Genomic DNA, 20,767 nt, shown 5'->3' on the forward strand with positions numbered 1-20,767 from the left:
CCGGCACCGGCCACCGGGCGGAGGGTGGTTCGGTGACCGACACGGACCGGAACCAGGACGGTTCCCAGCTCAAGCAGGCCGTCAGCGGCAAGCTCCTCTACGTCTTCATCCTCGGCGACGTGCTGGGGGCCGGCATCTACGCCCTGGTCGGCGAGGTGGCCGGCGAGGTGGGCGGGGCGGTCTGGCTGCCGCTGCTGGTGGCCCTGGTGCTGGCGCTGCTGACCGCGGCGTCCTACGCCGAGCTGGTCACCAAGTACCCGCGGGCCGGGGGTGCGGCGGTGTTCGCCGAGCGGGCCTTCGGCGTCCCGCTGCTGTCGTTCCTGGTCGGGTTCTGCATGCCCGCCGCCGGCGTCCCCAGCGCCGCGGGCCTGGCGCTGGCGTTCAGCGGGGACTCCCTCCCCGTCTTCCTCGACGTGCCCGCCGTGCCCGCCGCGGTGGTCTTCCTGGTGCTGGTCGGGCTGCTCAACGCCCGCGGCATCCAGGAGTCCATGCGGGCCAACCTGGTCATGACCTGCGTCGAGGTGTCCGGCCTGGTGCTGGTCGTCGTCCTCGGCGCGGTCGTGCTCGGACGCGGGGACGGCGACGTCGGCCGGGTCACCGAGTTCCCCGACGGGGTGTCGGCCGGCTCGGCCGTGCTGGCCGCCGCGGTGCTCGCCTACTACTCCTTCGTCGGCTTCGAGACCTCGGCCAACCTGGCCGAGGAGGTGCGCGACGTCCGCCGGGTCTTCCCGCGCGCCCTGTTCGGGGCGTTGCTGACCGCCGGGGCGGTGTACGTGCTGGTCGGGCTGGCCGCCTCCGTGGTGCTCGCGCCCGACGACCTGGCCGCGTCGTCCGGCCCGCTGCTGGCGGTCGTGCAGGCCAGCGGCGTCGGACTCCCCGACCAGGTGTTCAGCGCGATCGCCCTGGTCGCGGTGGCCAACGGCGCCCTGCTGACCATGATCATGGCCAGCCGGCTGGTGTTCGGGCTCGCCGAGCAGCGGCTGCTGCCCCCGGTGCTGGGCCGGGTGCTGCCGCGCCGCCGCACCCCCTGGGTGGCGATCGTGGCCACCACGGTGGTGGCCATCGGGCTCACCCTGACCGGGGACCTGGCCACGCTGGCGACCACCGTCGTCCTCCTGCTGCTGCTGGTCTTCCTCTCCACCAACGTCTCGGTGCTGGTGCTGCGCCGGGACGCCGTCGAGCACGACCACTTCCGAGCCCCCGTGGTGCTGCCCTACCTGGCGATCGGGTCGTGCGTGCTGCTGCTGTGGCAGCAGGAGGCGGGGACCTGGCTGCGCGCCGGGATCATGCTGCTGGTCGGGGTCGGGCTGTACCTGCTGGCCCGGCTGGCCGGCCGGCGCAGCGAGCAGCCCGCCCGGACGTGACGTGATCGGCGGGCGAGCTGGGTTGGCCGCGGGCCGCGCACCGGCGAGGATCGCGGGTGCCGCCCAGCCGAGGGAGCCCGATGTACCAGCCCACCCCGAACGACATCGCGCTGATGGCCGGCCGCGCCGGCTACGTGCTCAAGGGCAATGACCGCGGCCGCTTCACCGTCGCCTCGCCCACGCTCTACCCGCACATGTGGAGCTGGGACGCCGGGTTCGTCGCCCTGGGCATCGCCACGGTGTCGGTGCCGCGGGCGCTGGACGAGCTGCGCACCCTGCTCGGCGGCCAGTGGACGACCGGGATGATCCCGCACATCCTGTTCCACTCCCCCAGCGACTACTTCCCCGACCCGGACCGCTGGCGCACCCAGGTCGCCGCCGCCCGGCCGGCCGGGGTGCTCACCTCGGGCATCACCCAGCCGCCGATCCACGTGATCGCGCTGTCCCGGATCCTGCACGACGCCCGGCGCAAGGGCGGTGCCGACCAGGAGCTGGCCGAGGCCTTCGTGGTGGAGACGTTCCCGCGCTGGCTGGCCTGGCACCGCTACCTGGCCACCGCCCGCGACCCGTACGCGCACGGGCTGGTCGAGATCCACCACGGCTGGGAGTCCGGGATGGACGACTCCCCGCGCTGGGACGCCCCCTACGCCCAGGTGCACCCGGGCCCAGACATGCCGCCGTTCGTCCGCCGGGACCTGGCGCACGTCAGCGACCCCTCGCAGCGTCCCTCGGACGGCGAGTACGCCAAGTACCTGTGGCTGGTCGAGCAGAAGGTCCGGGCCCGCTACGACGACGCGGCCTACCGGGCCACCGGCGACTTCGTGGTCGGCGACGTCCTGGTGTCGGCGCTGCTGGCCGCGGCGTCGGACCTGCTGGCCGACATGGGCTCGGAGCTGGGCATCGTGGACGGCGTCGAGGAGTCCCGGGCGATCGCCCGCCGGTTCCGCACCGGGGTGCTGCGCTCGGTGGACCCGGGCACCGGCCTGGCCCGCGACCTGGACCTGCGCACCGGGCGGTACCTGGACGTCGACTCCGCCGCCGGGTTCGCCCCGCTGGTCTGCGGCGGGGACGAGGCGCTCATCCGCCGCCAGCGCGACCTGCTGCTGGGCCCCCGCTGGTGCGGGCACTCCCGGCTGCGGTGGCCCGTCGTCCCGTCGGTGTCGCCGGCCTCGCCGCACTTCCGCGAGCGCACCTACTGGCGCGGACCGCAGTGGCCGGTGCTCAACTGGCTGATGGCCTGGGCGCTCAACCGGTCCGGCGAGCAGGAGGCGGCCAACGCGCTCCGGCTGGCCGGGCTGGCCCAGCTGGTCGAGTGCGACTTCGCCGAGTACTACCAGCCGATCACCGGCGAGCAGCTGGGCAGCAGGGACCAGTCGTGGACGGCGGCGATCGCCCTGGACTTCCTGGCCGCCCGCCGGCCCGGGCGCCGCAAGCACGTCCGGCTGCTGACCAGCGAGCTGCCCGCCGTCACCCCGGCCGGTCCCCCGCGCCGCGCGGGCTGACCAGCTGGGCCTCGATCGCGTCGGCGAGCGGGGCCAGGACGGCGGCCGGCAGCGCGTGGCCCATGCCCGGGACGGTCACCACGTGCGCGTTCCCCAGCGCGTCGGCCAGCCGTCGGGCGTTGGGCGGCGGGTACGCGGGGTCGGCCGGCGCCTCCACGACCAGCACCGGGACGGCGACCGACGCCAGCTCGGCGCCCCGCGCCAGCCCGGACTGGTCGGCGGTGGCGTGGGCCGTCGCGGGCAGCAGACCGCCGGAGTGCTCGGCCACCCGCAGCTCCTGCGCGCGCCACTCCGCCGGGTCGACCGGGATGCCGTCGCCGTGCAGCAGCCGCCAGTGCTCGACCCGCCAGGCCAGCTCGGCCTCGTCGTCCCGGGGCTCGCCCATGGTCGCCCAGAAGGCCAGCAGCTCCGCCGACGGCCCGGGCGCGGGCTCGCCGGGCGCCCCGCCGAGCGGTCCGGTGCCGAACAGCGTGGCGCTCAGCAGCCGGTCGGGGTGGTCCAGCAGCAGAAGCTGGGTGAGCAGGCCGCCCATCGACATGCCGACCACGTGCGCCCGGTCGATCCCCAGGCCGTCGAGGACGGCGACCGCGTCGTCGGCCAGCTCCCGCAGCGCGTAGGAGCTGCCCGCGGTCGACCGGCCGGTGTCCCGGTGGTCGTACCGGACGACCCGGTACGACCGGGCCAGCCGGTCGACCAGCGCGTCGGGCCAGAACAGGCCCGACGACGCCGCGCCCATCACCAGCAGTACCGCCGGCGCCCCGGGGTCGCCCCGCTCCTCGACCCACAGCTCGACCCCGTCGGCGACCGGCACGGTGCGTTCCATGCCGCCACCGTGCCGGACCCCGGGCCGGGGCGCGACTGCTTTCCGGCTGCCTCAGGCCGGCCGGGCCAGCAGCTCCGAGAGGTTGGCGTCGACGGCGTCCAGGTAGGTCTTCTCGAACCCGAACAGGCCGAAGTGCCCGGCGATGCTGGGCAGCACCCGCAGCTCGGCGCCGGGGACCAGCTCGGCCTCCCGCCGGCAGTCGCGGACCGGGAAGAACATGTCCTCGTCGATCGGCATCACGAAGGTCACCGCGGTGATCCGCCCCAGCGCCGCGGCCAGGTCGCCGTCGGTGTGCCGGGCGACGTCGCCGCGCTGCCACTTCCAGCCCATGCTCAGCAGCGCGTTGGGGTCCATCGCGCCGAAGACCGCCTGGGTGAAGCGCTCCTGGAACTCGGTGAAGGTGTCCCAGTGCACGTCGGGCAGCTCGATGCCCCTCCAGAACCCGGACCGCCAGAACTCCGTGGACAGCCCCATGATCGCCCAGATGTCGGCGTGCCGGCGCAGCCCCGCGGCGACCTCGGCGTTCGAGCTGTACTCCCCGCCGGCCCAGCCGGGGTCCGAGGTGATCGCGTCCATCAGCGCCTGGGTGAACAGGTAGTCGTGCGGGGTGTTCTGCGCGGTGCCGGCGATCGGGGCGCACCGGGCGACCTGGTCGGGGTACCGGACGGCCCACTCGTAGGCCTGCTGCGCACCCATCGACCCGCCGACCACCAGTGCCCACCGCTCGATGCCCCACAGGTCGGCGGCCAGCTGCCGCTGCGCCCGGACGTCGTCCCCGATCCGGACCTTCGGGAACCTCGACATCGCGATGGAGGGGTCGTCGGTGGTGTGCGGTGACGTGGACAGCCCGTTGCCGATCTGGTTCACCACCACGATGAACCACTTCTCCGGGTCCAGCGCCCGGCCGGGGCCGAGGTAGACCTGCCACCAGGTGGCGTGGGTGCCGCTGAACCAGGTGGGCACCAGGATCGCGTTGTCCATGGCCTCGTTCAGCACGCCGTAGGTGGCGTAGGCGAGCTGGAGGTCCGGGATGGTCCCGCCCTCCTCGAGGTCGAAGGACCCCAGCGAGTGCATCTCGTAGGGGCCCTGGACCTCAGGTGCGTAGAACGGGTTCTCGAGCACGGACAGCTCCTCGTCGAGCCGGGTGGGGTGACGCCGCTCACCCTCTCCCATGACCGGCGACGGCGACAGCCCCGCGGTCGGGCAGGATCGACGCCATGCCCCGCCCGCTGCCGCCGCTGCCCACCACCGTCGTCGGGAGCCTGCCGCAGCCCGGGTGGTTGATCGACCGGGACCGGCTGGGCCACCAGTTCCCGCCACGGGTCCGGGCCGCCGAGCTGTGGCGCATCCCCGAGGCCGACCTCGCCGAGGCGCAGGACGACGCCACGCTGGTCACCATCCGCGCGCAGGAGGCGGCCGGGCTGGACATCGTCGGGGACGGCGAGATCCGCCGGGAGTCCTACTCCAACCACTTCGCCACCGCGCTGGAGGGCATCGACCTGGACAACCCGGGCACGGTGCGCAACCGCTCGGGCCTGGACATCCCGGTCCCGCGGATCACCGGCCCGATCACCCGGCCGCGCCCGGTGCAGGCCGACGACGTGCGGTTCCTGCGCGCGCACACCGACCGGGCCGTCAAGATCACCGTGCCGGGGCCGTTCACCATGGCCCAGCAGGCGCAGGACGACTTCTACGGCAGCGACCGCGAGCTGGCGCTGGCCTACGCCGACGTGGTCCGGGCCGAGATCGCCGACCTCTTCGCCGCCGGCGCCGACGTCGTCCAGCTGGACGAGCCGTGGCTGCAGGCCCGGCCCGACGTGGCCCGGCAGTACGGCGTGGAGGTGCTCAACCGGGCGCTCGAGGGCGCCACCGGCACCACCCACGTGCACCTGTGCTTCGGCTACGCCGCGATGGTCGCCCAGCGCCCCGACGGCTACTCCTTCCTGCCGGAGCTGGCCGACGTCACCGCCGACGCGATCTCGGTGGAGACCGCGCAGTCCAGCCTGGACCCCGCGACGCTGGCCCCGCTGCGCGGGAAGGGCATCGCGCTGGGCGTGCTGGACCTCTCGACGCCCGAGGTCGAGACGCCGGTGCAGGTCGCCGACCGGGTCCGCCGCGCCCTGGACCACGTGGACGTCGAGAAGCTGGTGCTGTCCAGCGACTGCGGCCTCAAGTACCTGCCGCGGGAGGCCGCCGCGGGCAAGATGCGGGCGCTGGCGACGGCGGCCGAGCTCGTGCGCGGCGAGCTGTAGCGCCGTGCTCGTCGCCGGGCTGGTCCTCGCCGGCATCGCCGCCGCCGTCCACCTGTACATCTTCGTGCTCGAGTCCCTCGCCTGGACCGGCGACAGGGCCCGGGCCACCTTCGGCACCACGCCCGAGCAGGCGCGCGAGACCCGGTCGATGGCGTTCAACCAGGGCTTCTACAACCTGTTCCTGGCCGTCGAGATCGCCGTCGGCATCGTGGTCGTGGCCGCCGGCGGCACCGCCGTGGGCGCCACGCTGGTGTTCGTCGGGGCCGGGTCGATGGTGGCCGCCGGGCTGGTCCTGCTGCTGTCCGACCGCAGCAAGACCCGGCCCGCGCTGATCCAGCTCACCCCACCGCTGCTGGGCATCGTGGCGCTGGCGGTGGGGCTCACCTCCTGAGGCCCTCAGTCCTCGGGCAGGTCGGCGAACGCCTTCTGCATCCCCCGGTACCAGTCCATCGACTTCTTGGGGTGCCGCCAGCGGCCCTTCATCGCGTCCCGGGCCTCCTGGTGGCTGGCGTCGCCGGCCTTCTCCGCCTCCTTGAGGTGCTGGTCCTGGGCGTTGATGACGGCGTTGGCGTCCTCGCCGCGGTGCGCCAGGTCGCAGGGGCCACCCAGCTGGGCGCAGGTCATGGTCTTCACGTCTCGGTCCTCTCTCGGGGGTGTTCATCTCCCTGACGACGGCCGTCGTCCGGGTGTGACCGGCGCTCGACCCGGGACAGCAGGTCGGGCTCGGCGCGGAAGGTGATGGCCTGCACCACGCCGTCGGCGACGGCGAAGTCGAAGACCACCTTGGCCTCGCCGCGGTGGTACCAGGCGTAGCCGGCCCGGCCGTCCACGAGCACCGGCAGCGCCGCGTGCGCACTGCCGTCGAAGAAAGCGGCCACCGCGTCCCTGCCCTCGATCCGCTCCGGGGTGCCGGCCTGCAGCGCGGCGGCGTCGGCGGTCACCCCGGCACCGGGCGCCAGCAGCTCGAGCAACCGGGCCAGGTCGCCGCCGCGGGCGGCGGCCATGAAGGCGTCCACCACCACCCAGTCGGCCAGCCGGTCCTCGGCTGCGGGCTGGGCGATCCGGGCGCGGGCCCGGGAGGCCAGCTTGCGGGCGGCGGCCGGGGTGGTGTCCAGGACCGCGGCGATGGTGGGGAACGCGAACCCGAAGCTGTCGTGCAGCACGAAGGCCACCCGCTCCCGCGGCGGCAACCGGTCCAGCACCACCTGCAGGGCCAGCCCCACGGTGTCGGCGAGCGCGACCTCGTCGGCGGGGTCGGCCACCGGATCCGGCACGTCCTCCAGCTCCTCGACGGGCACCGGGGTGCGGGCCTTGAGCCGGTCCAGGCACAGCCGCGTGGTGACCGTCGTCAGCCAGGCCGGCAGGTCCAGCACCTCGGTCTCCGTGCGGTGCAGCCGCAGCCAGGCCTGCTGGACGACGTCCTCGGCCTCGGACCGGTCACCCAGCACCCGCGCGGCCAGGGCGGTCAGCCTGGGCCGCTCCGCCTCGAACTCCTCGACCATCTCCACAGCCTCCTGACGACCCGGCCCCACGGGGTGTGACCGGGTCGGAATTGTCGCCCGGATGCGGTAGACAGCACGCCGTGGACAGCCCCGCGACGCACCCGGCCGACACCCACGACCTGATCCGGGTGCTGGGCGCCCGGGAGAACAACCTCAAGGACGTCGACGTCGAGATCCCGAAGCGGCGGCTGACGGTCTTCACCGGGGTCTCCGGGTCGGGCAAGAGCTCGCTGGTCTTCGCCACCATCGCCGCGGAGTCCCAGCGGCTGATCAACGAGACCTACCCGGCGTTCCTGCAGGGCTTCATGCCCAGCCAGGCCCGGCCCGACGTCGACCTGCTCGACGGCCTGACCACCGCGATCATCGTCGACCAGGAGCGGATGGGCGCCAACCCGCGGTCCACCCTGGGCACCGCGACCGACGTGAACGCCCTGCTCCGCATCCTGTTCGCCAAGATCGGCACCCCGCACATCGGCTCGGCGCAGGCGTTCTCGTTCAACACCGCCACGGTCAGCGGCAAGGGCGGGGTGACCGTCGAGAAGGGCGACCCCGAGGCCGGCCGGAACATCGAGCGCAAGGAGTTCCGCGTGCAGGGCGGCATGTGCCCCCGGTGCGAGGGCCGCGGGTCGGTCACCGACTTCGACCGCACCGCGCTCTACGACGACACCAAGACCATCAACGAGGGTGCGCTGACCATCCCCGGCTGGTCGATGGACGGCTGGCAGGGCCGGATCCTGCGCGGTTGCGGCCTGTTCGACTGCGACGTCCCCATCCGCGACCTGCCCGAGCGCGAGCTGCGCGCTCTGCTGTACCAGGACGCCACCAAGATCAAGGTCGAGGGCATCAACCTGACCTTCCTCGGGATCATCCCGCAGATCCAGAAGACGTTCCTCAGCAAGGACGTCGACTCGATGCAGCCGCACATCCGGGCGTTCGTCGAGCGCGCGGTCACCTTCACCACCTGCCCGGACTGCGCCGGCACCCGGCTCAACGACACCGCCCGCTCGTCCCTGGTCGCCGGCAAGAACATCGCCGAGCTGTGCCAGATGCAGATCAGCGACCTGGCCGACTGGATCCGCCGGCTCGACGAGCCGTCGGTGGCCCCGCTGCTCGGCGGCCTGCGGGACACCCTGGACGCGTTCACCGACATCGGGCTGGGCTACCTGTCGCTGGACCGGCCCGCGGGCACGCTGTCGGGTGGTGAGGCCCAGCGCACCAAGTTGATCCGGCACCTGGGCAGCTCGCTGACCGACGTCACCTACGTCTTCGACGAGCCCACCATCGGGCTGCACCCGCACGACATCGACAAGATGAACGCCCTGCTGCTGCAGCTGCGCGACAAGGGCAACACCGTGCTGGTCGTCGAGCACAAGCCCGAGACGATCGCGATCGCCGACCACGTGGTGGACATCGGCCCGCGGGCCGGCACCGCCGGCGGGCAGGTCGTCTACGAGGGGTCGCTGGCGGGTCTGCGGGCCAGCGGCACGCTGACCGGCACGCACCTCGACGACCGGGCGACGCTGAAGCCGACGGTGCGCACGCCGACCGGGGTGCTCGAGGTGCGCGGGGCCAGCACGCACAACCTGCGCGACGTCGACGTGGACATCCCGCTGGGCGTGCTCACCGTGGTGACCGGGGTCGCCGGGTCGGGCAAGAGCTCGCTGGTGCACGGCTCGGTGGCCGGGCGCGAGGGCGTGGTGAGCATCGACCAGACCGCGATCAAGGGGTCCCGGCGGAGCAACCCGGCCACCTACACCGGGCTGCTGGAGCCGGTGCGCAAGGCGTTCGCCAAGGCCAACGGGGTCAAGCCCGCCCTCTTCAGCGCCAACTCCGAGGGCGCCTGCCCCTCCTGCAACGGCGCCGGCGTGATCATCACCGAGATCCCGACGATGGGCACCGTCTCCACGCCCTGCGAGGAGTGCGAGGGCAAGCGCTTCCAGGCCGCGGTGCTGGAGTACCGGCTCGAGGGCAAGAACATCGCCGAGGTGCTCGCGCTGCCGGTCACCGAGGCGCTGGAGTACTTCGGGACCGGCGCGGCCAAGACCCCGGCCGCGCAGAAGGTGCTGGGCCGGATGGTCGACGTCGGGCTGGGCTACCTGACCCTCGGGCAGCCGCTGAACACGCTGTCCGGCGGCGAGCGCCAGCGGCTGAAGCTGGCGATCCAGATGGGCGAGGGCGGCACCGTCTACGTGCTCGACGAGCCCACCACAGGCCTGCACCTGGCCGACGTCGACCAGCTGCTGGGCCTGCTCGACCGGCTGGTCGACGCCGGCCGGTCGGTGATCGTCATCGAGCACCACCAGGCCGTGATGGCCCACGCCGACCAGATCATCGACATCGGTCCCGGCGCCGGCCACGACGGCGGCCGGGTGGTCTTCCAGGGCACCCCCGCCGAGCTGGTCGCCGACCGCGGCACCCTCACCGGCCAGCACCTGGCCGCCTACGTCGGCGCCTGACCGGCGGCGGTCGGCGAACCGCGCCCGCCTCCGTCAGCCCCCTGCCGGGCCGGCGACCAGATAGCCGGCCCACCCGTCGTACCCGCCGCCGTGGCGACCGACGATCTCGACGATCTCCCGGGTGAACGCGTCCGCCGTGTCGAGGTCGGCGGCGTCGATGCGGGAGAACTCGATCCGGGCGCGCCGCAGACCCCGCTGCACGCCGTCCACCCGGAACCCGGCCGCCTCCAGGTCGGACTGCACCGCGGCCGCGTGCGTGCGGGGGACGACGACCAGGTGGTCCAGCGGTCGCGGGGACGCTGGGTGGTCCCCCATCCCGATCCGCTGCTGCACCAGCGCAGCGTTGGCCTCGTGGTGCTCGGTCAGCTCCGACGTCATGGCTGCGGACGGTAGCCACCGGGCGGCCACGACGCAGCAGAGCCCGGGCGGTCCGTGGACCGTCCGGGCTCTGCCTACCTCTGCAAGGGGTACTGCTGTGATGGTGGAGGTGGCGGGAATCGAACCCGCGTCCTTCGACGCGCGACCAGGGCTTCTCCGAGCGCAGTCCGCGTAGTCCCTGCTCGACCTTCCCGATCCCACGAACAGGTCGGGACGACAGGCCCAGTCGCTGTGTGGTGTCCCGTGCCGGTCCGCGACCGACCAGCACGGTGAGTCATCTAGCTGATGCCAGGATCCGGGCCGATGACGAAACCCGGGCTGACAGACTCACTCTGGCTGCTTACGCAGCGAGAGCGAAGTCGCGCTGACTGGAGTCGGCGCTTGTGTGTTTTCCAACGCGTGGTTAACGAGCTCATCGTTGGCTTCCTCGGCTCGCTTCCCCTGGTGACCCGACCGAAGTCGAGACCAATCACCCCCTGTGCAGTTGTACGGAGATCGTAACCCGCCATCCGCCCGGAAGCTTCCCGATTCACCCCGGGGGCGGGTCAGATCCAGTCGCGGCGTTTGAAGATCACGTACAGCGCCAGGCTGATGCCGAACATCAGGGTCAGCGCGAACGGGTAGCCGAACACCCAGGTCAGCTCGGGCATGTGCTGGAAGTTCATGCCGTACACCCCGCCCACCAGCGACGGGGCGAAGAGGATGGCCGCCCAGGCCGAGATCTTCTTGACCTCCTCGCCCTGGGCGATCGAGGTCTCCGAGAGCGTCTTCATCTCCTCGTTCTGCCGCTGCGCGACCAGGGTGGCGTTGACCGTGAGGATGTCCCGCAGCTGGGAGCGGAAGGCGTCGACCCGCTCGTTGATGCCGGTGACGTGGTCGGCCACGTCGCGCAGGGCGGCCCGCAGGTCCTCGTCGACGGCGTACTTCTCGAACCCGGCGGTGATCGCCGCGCAGATCCCGGCCAGCGGGGCGGTGGCCCGCTGCACGTCGAGCACCTCCTGGGACAGCTCGTAGATCCGCCGGGACACCTTCGGGTCCCCGCGGAACACCTCGAGCTCGATCTCGTCGATGTCCTTGTCCAGCCCGGCCAGCACCGGCAGGTACCCGTCGACGACGGCGTCCAGGATCGCGTAGAGCACCGACTCGCTGCCCTTGGCCAGCAGCTCGGGGTCGCTCTCCAGCCGCCGGCGGACCCGGGCGAGGTCCGGGGACTCGGCATGCCGGATGGTGATCACGAAGTCGCGCCCCAGGAACAGGTGCAGCTCGCCGAACTCCACCTCCTCGCGGGCGTCGAGGTACCGGGCGGCCTTGAGGACGACGAAGAGCGTGTCGCCGTAGCGCTCGAACTTGGGCCGCTGGTGGGCGTGGATGGCGTCCTCGACGGCCAGCTCCGGCAGGTCGAACAGCTCCGCGAGCTCGCCGACCTGGTGCGGCTCGGGCCGGTACAGCCCCAGCCAGGCCAGCCGGTTCTCCGTGAACCCATCGGTGAGGCGCAGCCAGGTGCGGCTCTCCTCCGGCGACTCCGGGGTGTCCACCCGCCGGCCGGCGCTGTAGACGGCGTTGTCGATGAGCTTGGGCGCCCGGCCCGGCAGCTCGAGCCGGGTGACCGGCTCGGGGGCCAGCCCGGCGGGGCGGGGACGGCGGGTGAGCGTGCTGAGCGCGGTCAGCGGGGCGGTGAGCGGGGGACGGCGGCGGTCNCCCCCGACCACCGCCGCGCCCCGCCACCGGTGGCGCGACGCGGCGTTGCTGGGCGGGGCGCTGCCGTTCGTGCTGGTCGCCCTCGCCCGGTCGACAGCGTTCGCCGAGGGCGACACCTACTGGCAGATCACCACCGGCGCCGAGGTCCTGGCCCGGCGCACCACAGCGCTGGTGGAGGACGACAGCTGGAACGCCGCCGGGACACCGTGGCACCCGAACTCCTGGGGCTACGACGTCCTGGTCGACCTGGCCTGGCGGCTCGGCGGCTGGGCGGGCCTGGGCTGGTTCACCGTGCTCACGGTGTCCCTGGTCGGCGTCGCGGTCGTCGTGGTCGGACGCCGGCTGGGTGCCGCGGCGCCCGCGCTGGCCGTGGTGTCCACGCTGGCCGTCGTCCCGCTGACCGCCTGGCTGTCGGCCCGGCCGCAGACGGTCAGCTACGCCGCGCTGGTCCTCCTCGTCGGGCTGGCCGCCCGGGTGCTCCTGGGCACCGGACGACGGTCGGCCCTGCTCGGGGCCGCGGGCCTGGTCGGGCTCACCGCGCTGTGGGTCAACCTGCACCTGGCCGCGCTCGGCGGGTTCGCCGCGGTGGCCGGCGGGGTCGGTCTCGCCGTCCTCGCCGGACCCGTCCGCACCGCCGTCCGCGAGCGCCGCTGGCGGGACGTCGCCGGGCAGCTGGTCCGACCCGCCGTGGTCGTCGGAGCGGTGGGCCTGGGCTGCCTGGCCTCCCCGCTCGGCACCGGCATCGTGGCCGCGGCCGGGCACACCGCCGACGAGTCCACGGCGCTGATCGACGAGTGGGCCCCGCTGTGGCGGGCCAAGCCGGTGCTGGCGATGACCTGGGTCGCCGCCGCGCTGTGCCTGGCCGTGCTGGTGCTGGCCTGGCGCCGGGCGGCCGCGGCCGACCGGGTCCCCGGGTGGCTGCCCTGCTGGGTCGGGGCGGTCGCGGTGCTGGTGATCGGCGGGGTGACCGCCGCCCGCTTCTCCCCCATGGCCGTGCTGGTGGCCCTGCCCGCGGTGGCCGCCGTGCTGCCCGCGGTCACCCCGGGCCGGGTGCCGCGGCTGGTGCGCCGGCTGTCCTGGGCGCTGCCGGTGGCGATCGGGGCGACGGTCGTCGCCGTCGCGCTCACCAGCCCCGGCTCGTTCGGACGACCGGGACCGCTGTTCCCGACCGCGGCGACCGTCGCGGCGATCCCCGACGGGTGCCGGGTGCTCAACGAGTACGACGAGGGCGGTCTGCTCACCCTGCTCCGCGGGCAGGACGGCGTCCTGGTCTCCGCCGACGGCCGCAACGACGTCTACGGCATGCCGGCGCTGCTGGCCACCGAGCGGCTGATGGACGGCGCGGACGGCGCGCTGGACACGCTGACCGCCGCCGGGGTCGGGTGCCTGCTGCTCACCCCCGACCGGCCGCTGGTCGCCCAGGCGGTGGCCGCCGGCTGGGCGGTCACCGCCCGGGACGACGCCCGGGTGCTGCTGGTCGCGCCCTAGCTGGAGCCGACCTCGCCCTCGGGCGGGGGCACCTGCAGCGCGACCAGGAACCGGCTGACCATCGCGTAGCCGCCGATGGTGACCATCAGCTCGACGATCTCGCGCTCGCTGAACTCCGCGCGGACCTGGTCGAACAGCAGCTCGGGCACCTCGATGCCCCAGGTCGAGGCATCGGTGAGCTCCAGCACCAGGTTCTGCCGGGCGTCGAAGTGCGTCGAGGGGTCCTGCTCGTACAGCGCGTCGATCTGGGCGTCGGTCACCCCGGCGCGGCGGGCGGCGTCCTTGTGGGCGACCCACTCGAAGGCCGCGTTGTTCAGCACGGCCACCCGCAGGATGGCCAGCTCGCGCAGGTCGGCGGCCAGCGACGACCGGTGCCGGAGCGCGCCCAGCAGCTCGTTCCAGCCGTCGGCGACCGGCGGGCTGTGCAGCAGCAGCCGGTCCAGCGCGGACAGCTCGCCGCCGCGGCGGGCCGCCATCCGCTCGGCGACCGCGGCGTCGTCCGGCGCGACCTCGGGGAAGGGCAGCCGGGCCGGGCCGGTCGCCTCGTGGTGGGTGCCGCTCACCGCTGACCACCCGCCAGGACGCCGGCCGGGTAGGCGCCGTTGCCGACCAGGGTGCGGGCCATGCCCTTGGCCAGCTCCACCACCCGTGCGGTGCGCTCGGGCCCCAGGTGCTCGAAGGGTTGGGTGCTCATCGTGTCCGTCGCCTCCTCCACGGCCCCGCGCAGGGCCACGCCGTCCTCGGTCAGTGCTCCGTGCTCGTCGACCAGCCCGCGGGCGACGAGGCCGTCCTGGGCCGCCGCCCACTCCTCGGGCGACCAGCCCCGGGTGCGCTGGGCGGCCTCGACGGTGAACCCGCGGCCGGTCGCGGTGTGCGTCACCAGCGCCTCCAGCCCGGACAGCCCGTGCAGCTGCAGCGCCATCAGGTGCCCGTCGCCGCGGTGCTCGCGCAGCAGGGTCACCGCGTGCCACAGCCGGACCACCGGGTCGGTGGGCCACTCGAGGTCGGCGTGCCCGGCGTACAGCGGGCGGGCCTCGGGGGTCAGCACGGTGGACGCCTCGGCCAGCAGGTCGCCGAGCTCGACGACGTCGGCCAGCGGGGTGTCGCCGAGCAGCCGGGTCAGGGAGTCCCCGGCGCTGGCGAACCGGGCGGCGACCACGGTCTCCGGGGTGGCCAGCGTCCAGCAGCGGGGCACGTGCCGGGCCACCAGGGCCGGCGCGAAGTTGTAGAAGGTCGCCGTCACCACACCCGGGGACACCGCGCCCATCGGGGCGGCCCGGCCGGCGAAGTAGGTCATCCGGCCCGGCCGCAGCCCGGCCGCCGCGAGCTGCTCGTCGAGCTCGGGGCTGAAGTAGTGGTGGGAGTGCAGCGGCTCGATCGCCCGGTGGGCGCGGGCGGCCAGCCGGGCGTCCACCCCCGCCGGTGTGAGCTGATCCACAGTGACCATGCCCGGACCCTACTGGTCGGTCACCCCTGCGGTGCGAGCTGGACCGACCACGAGACCTGGGTGCGGCGGACCCGGAAGCCCATGGCCTCGTACAGGCCCTGCGCGTCGCTGACGTTGTCGGTGTCGACCTCCAGCGACGCGCTCGCGCACCCGGCCGCGGACGCCGCGGCCAGCGCCGCGGTGATGACCGCCTTGGACAGCCCGCGCCCGCGGGCGGCCGGCACCACGCCGATCTGGCCGTAGTAGGCGTCGACCTCACCGGTGGCCGCGGTGTCCGCGTCGTGCACGTACGCGAGCACGTAGCCCAGCACGTCCCCGTCGCCCACGGCGAGCACCGACAGGTCGGGCCGGAAGGCGCGCTGCCCGGTGAACATCGCCTCCCACGAGGTGCGGTCGCGCTCGCTGGAGCCGTAGTGCTCGGTGAACGCGGCGTTGTGGGCGTGCCGCACCTGCTCGTCGCGCGCCCAGTCGAAGGGCACCAGCTGCACGCCCTCGACGGTGCGGGGCTCGGGCAGCCCGGTGAGCGGTCGGGACATCTGCTGGAACCAGCGGGCCGGTGCGAACCCGGCCCGGCGGAGCAGGCCCTCCTGGCCGGCGATGGTCGACTGCGCCAGCACGGTCAGCCGGCCCGGCGCCTCCGGGTGGCGGGCGGCGTGGACCGCCGTGCCCCGGGCGACCTGCCAGTCCAGCAGGGCGCGGCCGATGCCCTCGCCCCGGCGGTCGGGGTGCACCCGGCCGTCCAGGTGCACGGCGTAGGCGTCCCGAAAGGTCGGCGGCGCCACCGTGGTGCCGACCGCGACGACGTCGTCGCCGTCCAGCACCACCCGCAGGTCGTGCTCGACCTCGACGTAGGGGGCGAACCAGTACTCGGCCAGGTCGTGCGCGTCGTGGTGCTCGCCGGTGTCGTCGACCTGCTCGGCCGCGGCGTACAGCGCGGCGACCGCCGGCAGGTCGTCCCGGGTGAGGGGGCGGTCGGTGAGTCCGGCGGGGAAGGGCACGGGTACCGACCCTAGGGGGTGAGCCCGAACAGCCGCGCCCCGTTGCCCCACAGGACCGACCGCAGCCACCCCTCGCCCAGACCCAGCCGGTGCAGGGCGGCGAGCTGGTGGGCGTAGGGGTACGGGATGGTCGGGAAGTCGCTGCCGAGCAGCACCTTGTCCCCCAGCGCCGCCAGCCGCGGCAGCAACGCGCGGTCGAAGGGCATGAGCGCCTCGGTGAAGTCGGTGGCGAACATGGTGGTGTCCAGCCGGACGCCGTCGTAGGTCTCGGCCAGGGTCAGGAACTCCGCGTACTCCGGCATGCCGAGGTGCGCGATCACCAGCTGCAGCCGCGGGTGCCGCTGGAGCAGCCCGGCCATCGGCGCGGGTCCGGTGTGCTCCCCGGCCAGCGGCCCCGACCCGCAGTGGATGACCACCGGGGTGCCGGCGTCCTGTAGCGCGGCCCACACCGGCTCGAGCAGCGGGTGCCGGGGGTCGAACGAACCGACCTGCACGTGGACCTTGAACACCCGGGCGCCGGCCCCGATCGCCGCGGGAACGTAGTCCGCGGCCTCGGGCTCGGGGAAGAAGGTGGCCGACTGCAGCACCTGCGGGTGGTCCTGGGCGAACGCCGCCGACCAGTCGTTGAGCCCGGCCGCCATCCCCGGCTTGTGCGGGTAGTTCAGCGCCGAGAACGCCCGGACGCCGAGCTGCGCGAGCTGGGCCAACCGCTCGTCGACGGTCCCCGGGTAGGTGACCGGCCACGGCGCGCCGTAGTGCGTCTCCGCCTGGGCGAAGTACGCCCACACCGCCGCCTGCACCCGCTCGGGCATGAAGTGCACGTGCACGTCGACCATCCCGGGGATCCCCAGCTCGGCCAGGTACCGCGGGACGTCGGCGTCGTCGACCGGCGGGTGCACCACGACGTCACCCTAGGACGATCCCGAAAACCGGACTGCGTAAAAACTTGCACTGCGTCCAGTTTTCGGTCTAGCCTCCTCCCGTGGCCAGGACGACAGGACAGCGGTGCGTGGTCGACGCCGTGCAGGGCCTGCGCGAGCGCAAGAAGCTCGCGGCCTGGCGCACGATCCGGTCCACCGCGCTGCGGTTGATCGGCGAACGCGGCTTCGACGCGGTCAGCGTGGAGGACATCGCCCGGGAGGCCGGCGTCTCCCGCACCACGTTCTTCAGCTACTTCCCCAGCAAGGAGGCCGTCCTCTTCGACCTGGACCCGGTCGAGGTCCAGCGCTGGCAGGAGATGCTCGACCAGGTCCCCGACGACGTCCCGCTCTGGACGGCGATGACCGACGTCGCCCTCGCGCTGGCGGCGTCCCTGGCCGACCGGTTGCCCCTGCAGAAGCGGCTCACCGCCCAGTCACCGGACGTGTGCTCCGCCGCGCAGGGCACCTGCGACACCTTCTACCCCGACCTGCACGAGTGGCTGACCCGGCGGTCCCCCGACGCCGACCGGGTGCACGCCGCCCTCGTGCTCAACACCGCCGTCGCCGCCGTCGCCACCGCCATCGAGGCCTGGGACGTCGACGACCCCTTCGAGGACTTCCTGCAGATCCTCCGCGACTGCCTGCGCTGGGCCGGCGCAGGTCTCGCCCACCCCGTGGGCTGACCACCCCTCACCGGCACCCCTCNTGCGATATCGGTACGGTGTCTCCTGCACAGTAGTCACGGCGGCTTGTATGCTGTTTTTTTTTTGGAGACGAGCCGGCCCCCCCAAATACCAAAGAAGGGCGCTTCGCCGGCGGCGCCAGTTGTGAAAAAGAGCCGGCCCCCCCCCCCCCCCGGCCGCCCCCCCCCCCCCCCCCCGCCCCCCCCCCCCCCCCCCCCCCGGGGCGGCCCGCCCCCCCCCCGCCCGGCCCCGCCCCCCGCCGATGGCTCGCGCTGGCGGTCATCGCCGTCGCCCAGCTGATGATCGTGCTCGACGTGTCGGTCGTGAACATCGCGCTGCCCGACGCCGGTGCCGACCTCGGCATCTCCGCGGCCAACATCCAGTGGGTCGTCACCGCCTACACGCTCACCTTCGGCGGGCTGCTCCTGCTCGGCGGCCGGATCGCGGACTTCATCGGCCGCAAGCGGGCCTTCCTCGTCGGGCTGGGCGGGTTCGCCCTGGCCTCCGCGCTGGGCGGCATCGCGGCCAACCAGGAGCTGCTGTTCGCCGCCCGCGCGCTGCAGGGCGCCTTCGCGGCCCTGCTCGCACCGGCCGCGCTGTCCCTGCTGGCCGTGACCTTCACCGACCCGCGGGAGCGGGCCCGCGCCTTCGGGGTCTTCGGCGCCATCTCCGGCGGCGGGGCGGCCATCGGCCTGATCCTCGGCGGGGTGCTCACCGAGTACGCCTCGTGGCGCTGGACGCTCGGGATCAACGTGCCCATCGCGGCGGTCACCGCCGTCCTCGCCGTCACGCTGGTGACCGAGAGCCGGGCCACCGGCGACCGGCGCTTCGACATCCCCGGCGTCCTGCTGTCGGCCGCCGGGCTGGCCAGCCTGGTCTACGGGTTCAACAAGGCCGCCGAGGAGGGCGTGGGCTGGGGCGACCCGGTCACCCTGACGCTGCTCGCCGCCGCCGCGGTGCTGCTCGTCGGCTTCGTGGTCCGCGAGCGGAGCACCAGCCACCCGCTGCTGCCCCTGCGGGTGGTGCTCGACCGCAACCGCGGCGGGTCCTACCTGGTCTTCCTGCTGGTCGGGGCCGCCATGTTCGCGATCTTCCTGTTCCTGACCTTCTACTTCCAGCAGACCCTGGGCTACACCCCGCTGGAGTCCGGGTTCGCCTTCCTGCCCTTCAGCGGCGGCATCATCCTGGGCGCCGGCGTGGTCTCCCAGCTGCTCCCCCGCGTCGGGCCGCGGCCGCTGATGGTGGTCGGCCTGCTGCTGGCCGCGGTCGGCATGCTCTGGCTGACCCGCATCGGGGTGACCAGCTCCTACGTCACCGAGGTGCTCCCGGCCGAGGTCGTCATCAGCCTCGGCCTGGCCGCGGTTTTCGTGCCGGCGTCCAGCACCGCCCTGGTCGGGGTCTCCGAGCAGGACTCCGGGGTCGCCTCCGCGGTGCTCAACACCGCCCAGCAGGTCGGCGGCTCGCTGGGGCTGGCGCTGCTGAGCACGTTCTACGCCTCGTCGGTGACCGGCTACCTCGCCGAGAACCCCGGGGAGTCACCGGCCGCCGCGTTCGTGCACGGCTACCACGTGGCCTTCGTCTGGGGCGCCGGCTTCCTGGCGCTGGCCCTGCTGCTCGGCGCCGTTCTGGTGTCCGCGCGCAAGGACGACCTGCCCGCCGACGCGGCGCTGGCGGTCTGACCGACCGCCGGCCACGTCAGCGCAGGGTGACGACGACCTTGCCGCGGACGTGGCCGGCGGCCACCAGCTCGTGCGCCTCGCCGGTGCGCTCCAGCGGGAACGCCTTGGCCACCGGGACCCGCAGCTGGCCGTCGTCGGCGAGGCGGGCCAGCTCCTCCAGGTCGTGGGCGTCGGGTCGCACGAAGACGTACTGCCCGCCCAGGTCGTTGACCGCCGGGTCGACCACCGAGGCGATCCGGGCCGGGTCGCGGACCTGGTCCGGGGCGTCGGCCAGCGTCGCCCCGCCGACCAGGTCGAGGACGGCGTCCACCGGCTCGGAGAGCTGCTCGCTCAGCGGGCCGTCGGCGTAGTCGTAGACCTCGGCGCAGCCGGCCTCGCGGAGGAAGCCGTGGTTCTTCGCGCTCGCCGTGCCGATCACGTGCGCACCCAGCGCCACCGCGATCTGGACGGCGTTGAACCCCACCCCGCCGGCGGCGCGGTGCACCAGCACCCGGTCGCCCTCACCGACGTCGAGCACCTCGGTCAGCGCCTGGTAGGCGGTCAGCCCGGCCAGCGGCAGCGCCCCGGCCTCGGCGAAGGACAGCGACTCCGGCTTGTGCGCCAGGCACCGCTGCGGCGCGGCGACCAGCTCCGCGCAGGTGCCCAGGCCGACGTCGTCCCGGCGCACGTAGCCGAACACCTCGTCGCCGGGGGCGAACGCGGTCACGGCGGGACCGACCCGCTCCACGACGCCGGAGACGTCCCAGCCCGGCACGACCGGGAAGTGGTGCGGGAACAGCTCCGCCAGCCCGCCGGACCGGATGCCCACGTCGACCGGGTTGACCCCGGCCGCGTGCACCCGGACCAGGACGACGTCCGGACCCACCGGCGGGACCGGCAGGTCCTCGCGCAGCTGCAGCACCTCGACACCGCCGAAGGTGTCGTAGGCGATCCCCCGCATGGTCCCGCTCATCGTCGTCCGCCCCTCTTCACGTACTGGCCGAACGCCCGCTCCATCTCCCGGCGGCTGTCCTTCTCCGCGAGGTCCTGGCGCTTGTCGTAGCTCTTCTTGCCCTTGGCCAGCGCGAGCGTCGCCTTGGCCCGGCCGTCCTTGAAGTACAGGTCCAGCGGGACGAGCGTCAGCCCGCCCTCCTTGGTCTTGCCCACCAGCTTCTCGATCTCGCTGCGGTGCATGAGGATCTTCCGCTTGCGGCGGGGGGTGTGGTTGGTCCAGGTGCCCTCGGTGTACTCCGGGATGTGCACGTGGTGCAGCCACACCTCGCCGTCCTCGACCATGGCGAACCCGTCGACCAGCGACGCGCGACCCATCCGCAGGCTCTTGACCTCCGTGCCGGTCAGCACGAGCCCGACCTCGTAGGTGTCGAGGATCGAGTAGTCGTGCCGCGCCTTCTTGTTCTGGGCGATGAACTTCCGCCCCTGTTCTCGCGGCACTCTGCACCTCGTCGTCCTCCGGACGACACCGCTCCAGGTGCCGTCCCCAGCTGCGACGAGCGCACCCCGGGCATCGATCGCGGGAGCCTCCGGCCCCCACTCCTCAACCCGCCCCCGCAGGGCGCCTCGCCTTGGTCCGGGGTCAA

20 protein-coding genes and 1 other RNA gene are annotated in these 20,767 nt (G+C 73.7%); 8 read left to right on the forward strand and 13 right to left on the reverse strand.

The features are described 5' to 3' along the window. Nucleotides 1-32 precede the first annotated feature (32 nt). Together LFA75_RS05350 and ggh are read left to right on the forward strand one after the other, a co-directional pair. On the forward strand, nucleotides 33-1,364 hold the full coding sequence (locus LFA75_RS05350; RefSeq protein ID WP_225232654.1) for an APC family permease: 1,332 nt from the start codon (nucleotides 33-35) through the stop codon (nucleotides 1,362-1,364). Nucleotides 1,365-1,444: 80 nt separating this feature from the next. After that, on the forward strand, nucleotides 1,445-2,866 hold the full coding sequence (ggh, locus tag LFA75_RS05355; RefSeq protein WP_225232655.1) for a glucosylglycerate hydrolase: 1,422 nt from the start codon (nucleotides 1,445-1,447) through the stop codon (nucleotides 2,864-2,866). Here ggh and LFA75_RS05360 read toward each other — a convergent pair. Together LFA75_RS05360 and LFA75_RS05365 are read right to left on the reverse strand one after the other, a co-directional pair. Beyond that, nucleotides 2,832-3,689, reverse strand: a complete 858-nt coding sequence (locus LFA75_RS05360) for an alpha/beta fold hydrolase (protein WP_225232656.1) — start codon at nucleotides 3,687-3,689, stop codon at nucleotides 2,832-2,834. The two genes, ggh and LFA75_RS05360, sit on opposite strands and share 35 nt — an antisense overlap. A gap of 51 nt (nucleotides 3,690-3,740) precedes the next feature. Continuing rightward, nucleotides 3,741-4,811, reverse strand: coding sequence for an alpha/beta fold hydrolase (locus LFA75_RS05365; RefSeq protein ID WP_225232657.1), 1,071 nt, complete (start codon nucleotides 4,809-4,811; stop codon nucleotides 3,741-3,743). A gap of 95 nt (nucleotides 4,812-4,906) precedes the next feature. Between LFA75_RS05365 and LFA75_RS05370 the strand changes: the two genes are divergently transcribed. Continuing rightward, nucleotides 4,907-5,941 (forward strand): uroporphyrinogen decarboxylase family protein, encoded by a 1,035-nt coding sequence (locus LFA75_RS05370; protein ID WP_225232658.1) that lies wholly within the window; start codon nucleotides 4,907-4,909, stop codon nucleotides 5,939-5,941. A gap of 4 nt (nucleotides 5,942-5,945) precedes the next feature. Beyond that, nucleotides 5,946-6,332 (forward strand): DUF1304 domain-containing protein, encoded by a 387-nt coding sequence (locus tag LFA75_RS05375; protein WP_225232659.1) that lies wholly within the window; start codon nucleotides 5,946-5,948, stop codon nucleotides 6,330-6,332. A gap of 5 nt (nucleotides 6,333-6,337) precedes the next feature. Here LFA75_RS05375 and LFA75_RS05380 read toward each other — a convergent pair whose 3' ends face one another. Then, complete coding sequence (locus tag LFA75_RS05380; protein WP_225232660.1) at nucleotides 6,338-6,574, reverse strand: hypothetical protein; 237 nt, start codon at nucleotides 6,572-6,574, stop codon at nucleotides 6,338-6,340. Continuing rightward, nucleotides 6,571-7,443: a sigma-70 family RNA polymerase sigma factor gene (locus tag LFA75_RS05385; RefSeq protein WP_225236010.1), complete on the reverse strand. Its 873-nt coding sequence runs from the start codon at nucleotides 7,441-7,443 to the stop codon at nucleotides 6,571-6,573. The genes LFA75_RS05380 and LFA75_RS05385 overlap by 4 nt, the downstream gene beginning before the upstream one ends. A gap of 80 nt (nucleotides 7,444-7,523) precedes the next feature. Here LFA75_RS05385 and LFA75_RS05390 point away from each other — a divergent pair, with 80 nt between their 5' ends. Continuing rightward, nucleotides 7,524-9,899 carry an ATP-binding cassette domain-containing protein gene (locus LFA75_RS05390; RefSeq protein WP_225232661.1) on the forward strand — a complete coding sequence of 792 codons (2,376 nt, stop codon included), beginning with the start codon at nucleotides 7,524-7,526 and terminating at the stop codon, nucleotides 9,897-9,899. A gap of 33 nt (nucleotides 9,900-9,932) precedes the next feature. Here the strand turns inward: LFA75_RS05390 and LFA75_RS05395 are convergent, their stop codons facing one another. The 3 genes from LFA75_RS05395 to LFA75_RS05405 form a co-directional block, all read right to left on the reverse strand. Continuing rightward, nucleotides 9,933-10,277, reverse strand: coding sequence for a ribonuclease E inhibitor RraB (locus LFA75_RS05395; RefSeq protein ID WP_225232662.1), 345 nt, complete (start codon nucleotides 10,275-10,277; stop codon nucleotides 9,933-9,935). Nucleotides 10,278-10,378: 101 nt separating this feature from the next. After that, nucleotides 10,379-10,754, reverse strand: a transfer-messenger RNA (tmRNA) gene (gene ssrA / locus LFA75_RS05400). A 68-nt stretch (nucleotides 10,755-10,822) separates the two neighbouring features. Further along, a complete protein-coding gene (locus LFA75_RS05405; protein ID WP_455428451.1) occupies nucleotides 10,823-12,091 on the reverse strand; it encodes a magnesium and cobalt transport protein CorA in 1,269 nt (422 codons plus the stop codon). Between LFA75_RS05405 and LFA75_RS24260 the strand changes: the two genes are divergently transcribed. Then, complete coding sequence (locus LFA75_RS24260) at nucleotides 12,045-13,463, forward strand: hypothetical protein (RefSeq protein WP_455428452.1); 1,419 nt, start codon at nucleotides 12,045-12,047, stop codon at nucleotides 13,461-13,463. The genes LFA75_RS05405 and LFA75_RS24260 overlap by 47 nt on opposite strands. Here the strand turns inward: LFA75_RS24260 and LFA75_RS05410 are convergent. The 4 genes from LFA75_RS05410 to LFA75_RS05425 are packed head-to-tail and all read right to left on the reverse strand — an operon-like array spanning nucleotide 13,460 to nucleotide 16,810. Continuing rightward, nucleotides 13,460-14,026 carry a carboxymuconolactone decarboxylase family protein gene (locus LFA75_RS05410; protein WP_225232664.1) on the reverse strand — a complete coding sequence of 189 codons (567 nt, stop codon included), beginning with the start codon at nucleotides 14,024-14,026 and terminating at the stop codon, nucleotides 13,460-13,462. The two genes, LFA75_RS24260 and LFA75_RS05410, sit on opposite strands and share 4 nt — an antisense overlap. Continuing rightward, nucleotides 14,023-14,910 carry an SCO6745 family protein gene (locus LFA75_RS05415; RefSeq protein WP_225232665.1) on the reverse strand — a complete coding sequence of 296 codons (888 nt, stop codon included), beginning with the start codon at nucleotides 14,908-14,910 and terminating at the stop codon, nucleotides 14,023-14,025. The genes LFA75_RS05410 and LFA75_RS05415 overlap by 4 nt, the downstream gene beginning before the upstream one ends. Nucleotides 14,911-14,930: 20 nt before the next feature. Further along, the gene (locus LFA75_RS05420; protein WP_225232666.1) at nucleotides 14,931-15,908 is read right to left on the reverse strand and encodes a GNAT family N-acetyltransferase; all 978 of its coding nucleotides are present in this window, start codon (nucleotides 15,906-15,908) and stop codon (nucleotides 14,931-14,933) included. A gap of 11 nt (nucleotides 15,909-15,919) precedes the next feature. Continuing rightward, complete coding sequence (locus LFA75_RS05425; protein WP_225232667.1) at nucleotides 15,920-16,810, reverse strand: amidohydrolase family protein; 891 nt, start codon at nucleotides 16,808-16,810, stop codon at nucleotides 15,920-15,922. 80 nt (nucleotides 16,811-16,890) lie between these two features. On the opposite strand from LFA75_RS05425, the gene LFA75_RS05430 reads away from it, so the two are divergent. Next, nucleotides 16,891-17,511, forward strand: coding sequence for a TetR family transcriptional regulator (locus tag LFA75_RS05430; protein ID WP_225232668.1), 621 nt, complete (start codon nucleotides 16,891-16,893; stop codon nucleotides 17,509-17,511). A 281-nt stretch (nucleotides 17,512-17,792) separates the two neighbouring features. Beyond that, on the forward strand, nucleotides 17,793-19,190 hold the full coding sequence (locus LFA75_RS05435) for an MFS transporter (RefSeq protein ID WP_225236011.1): 1,398 nt from the start codon (nucleotides 17,793-17,795) through the stop codon (nucleotides 19,188-19,190). Between the two features lie 16 nt (nucleotides 19,191-19,206). On the opposite strand, the gene LFA75_RS05440 is transcribed toward LFA75_RS05435, so the two are convergent. Then, nucleotides 19,207-20,142 (reverse strand): NADP-dependent oxidoreductase, encoded by a 936-nt coding sequence (locus LFA75_RS05440; protein WP_225232669.1) that lies wholly within the window; start codon nucleotides 20,140-20,142, stop codon nucleotides 19,207-19,209. Next, nucleotides 20,139-20,621 carry an SsrA-binding protein SmpB gene (gene smpB, locus LFA75_RS05445; protein ID WP_091237991.1) on the reverse strand — a complete coding sequence of 161 codons (483 nt, stop codon included), beginning with the start codon at nucleotides 20,619-20,621 and terminating at the stop codon, nucleotides 20,139-20,141. Before smpB ends, LFA75_RS05440 begins: the two co-directional genes overlap by 4 nt. Nucleotides 20,622-20,767 lie beyond the last annotated feature (146 nt).

The sequence above is a fragment of the Klenkia terrae genome, from assembly GCF_900491935.1.
GTDB lineage: Bacteria > Actinomycetota > Actinomycetes > Mycobacteriales > Geodermatophilaceae > Klenkia > Klenkia terrae.

Excerpts from the sequence above, each read along its gene's own strand:
- LFA75_RS05385 (WP_225236010.1), bottom strand. The coding sequence starts at position 7,443 with ATGGTCGAGGAGTTCGAGGCGGAGCGGCCCAGGCTGACCGCCCTGGCC.
- ggh (WP_225232655.1), top strand. The coding sequence starts at position 1,445 with ATGTACCAGCCCACCCCGAACGACATCGCGCTGATGGCCGGCCGCGCC.
- LFA75_RS05440 (WP_225232669.1), bottom strand. The coding sequence starts at position 20,142 with ATGAGCGGGACCATGCGGGGGATCGCCTACGACACCTTCGGCGGTGTC.
- LFA75_RS05415 (WP_225232665.1), bottom strand. The coding sequence starts at position 14,910 with ATGGTCACTGTGGATCAGCTCACACCGGCGGGGGTGGACGCCCGGCTG.
- LFA75_RS05360 (WP_225232656.1), bottom strand. The coding sequence starts at position 3,689 with ATGGAACGCACCGTGCCGGTCGCCGACGGGGTCGAGCTGTGGGTCGAG.
- LFA75_RS05395 (WP_225232662.1), bottom strand. The coding sequence starts at position 10,277 with ATGACGTCGGAGCTGACCGAGCACCACGAGGCCAACGCTGCGCTGGTG.
- LFA75_RS05370 (WP_225232658.1), top strand. The coding sequence starts at position 4,907 with ATGCCCCGCCCGCTGCCGCCGCTGCCCACCACCGTCGTCGGGAGCCTG.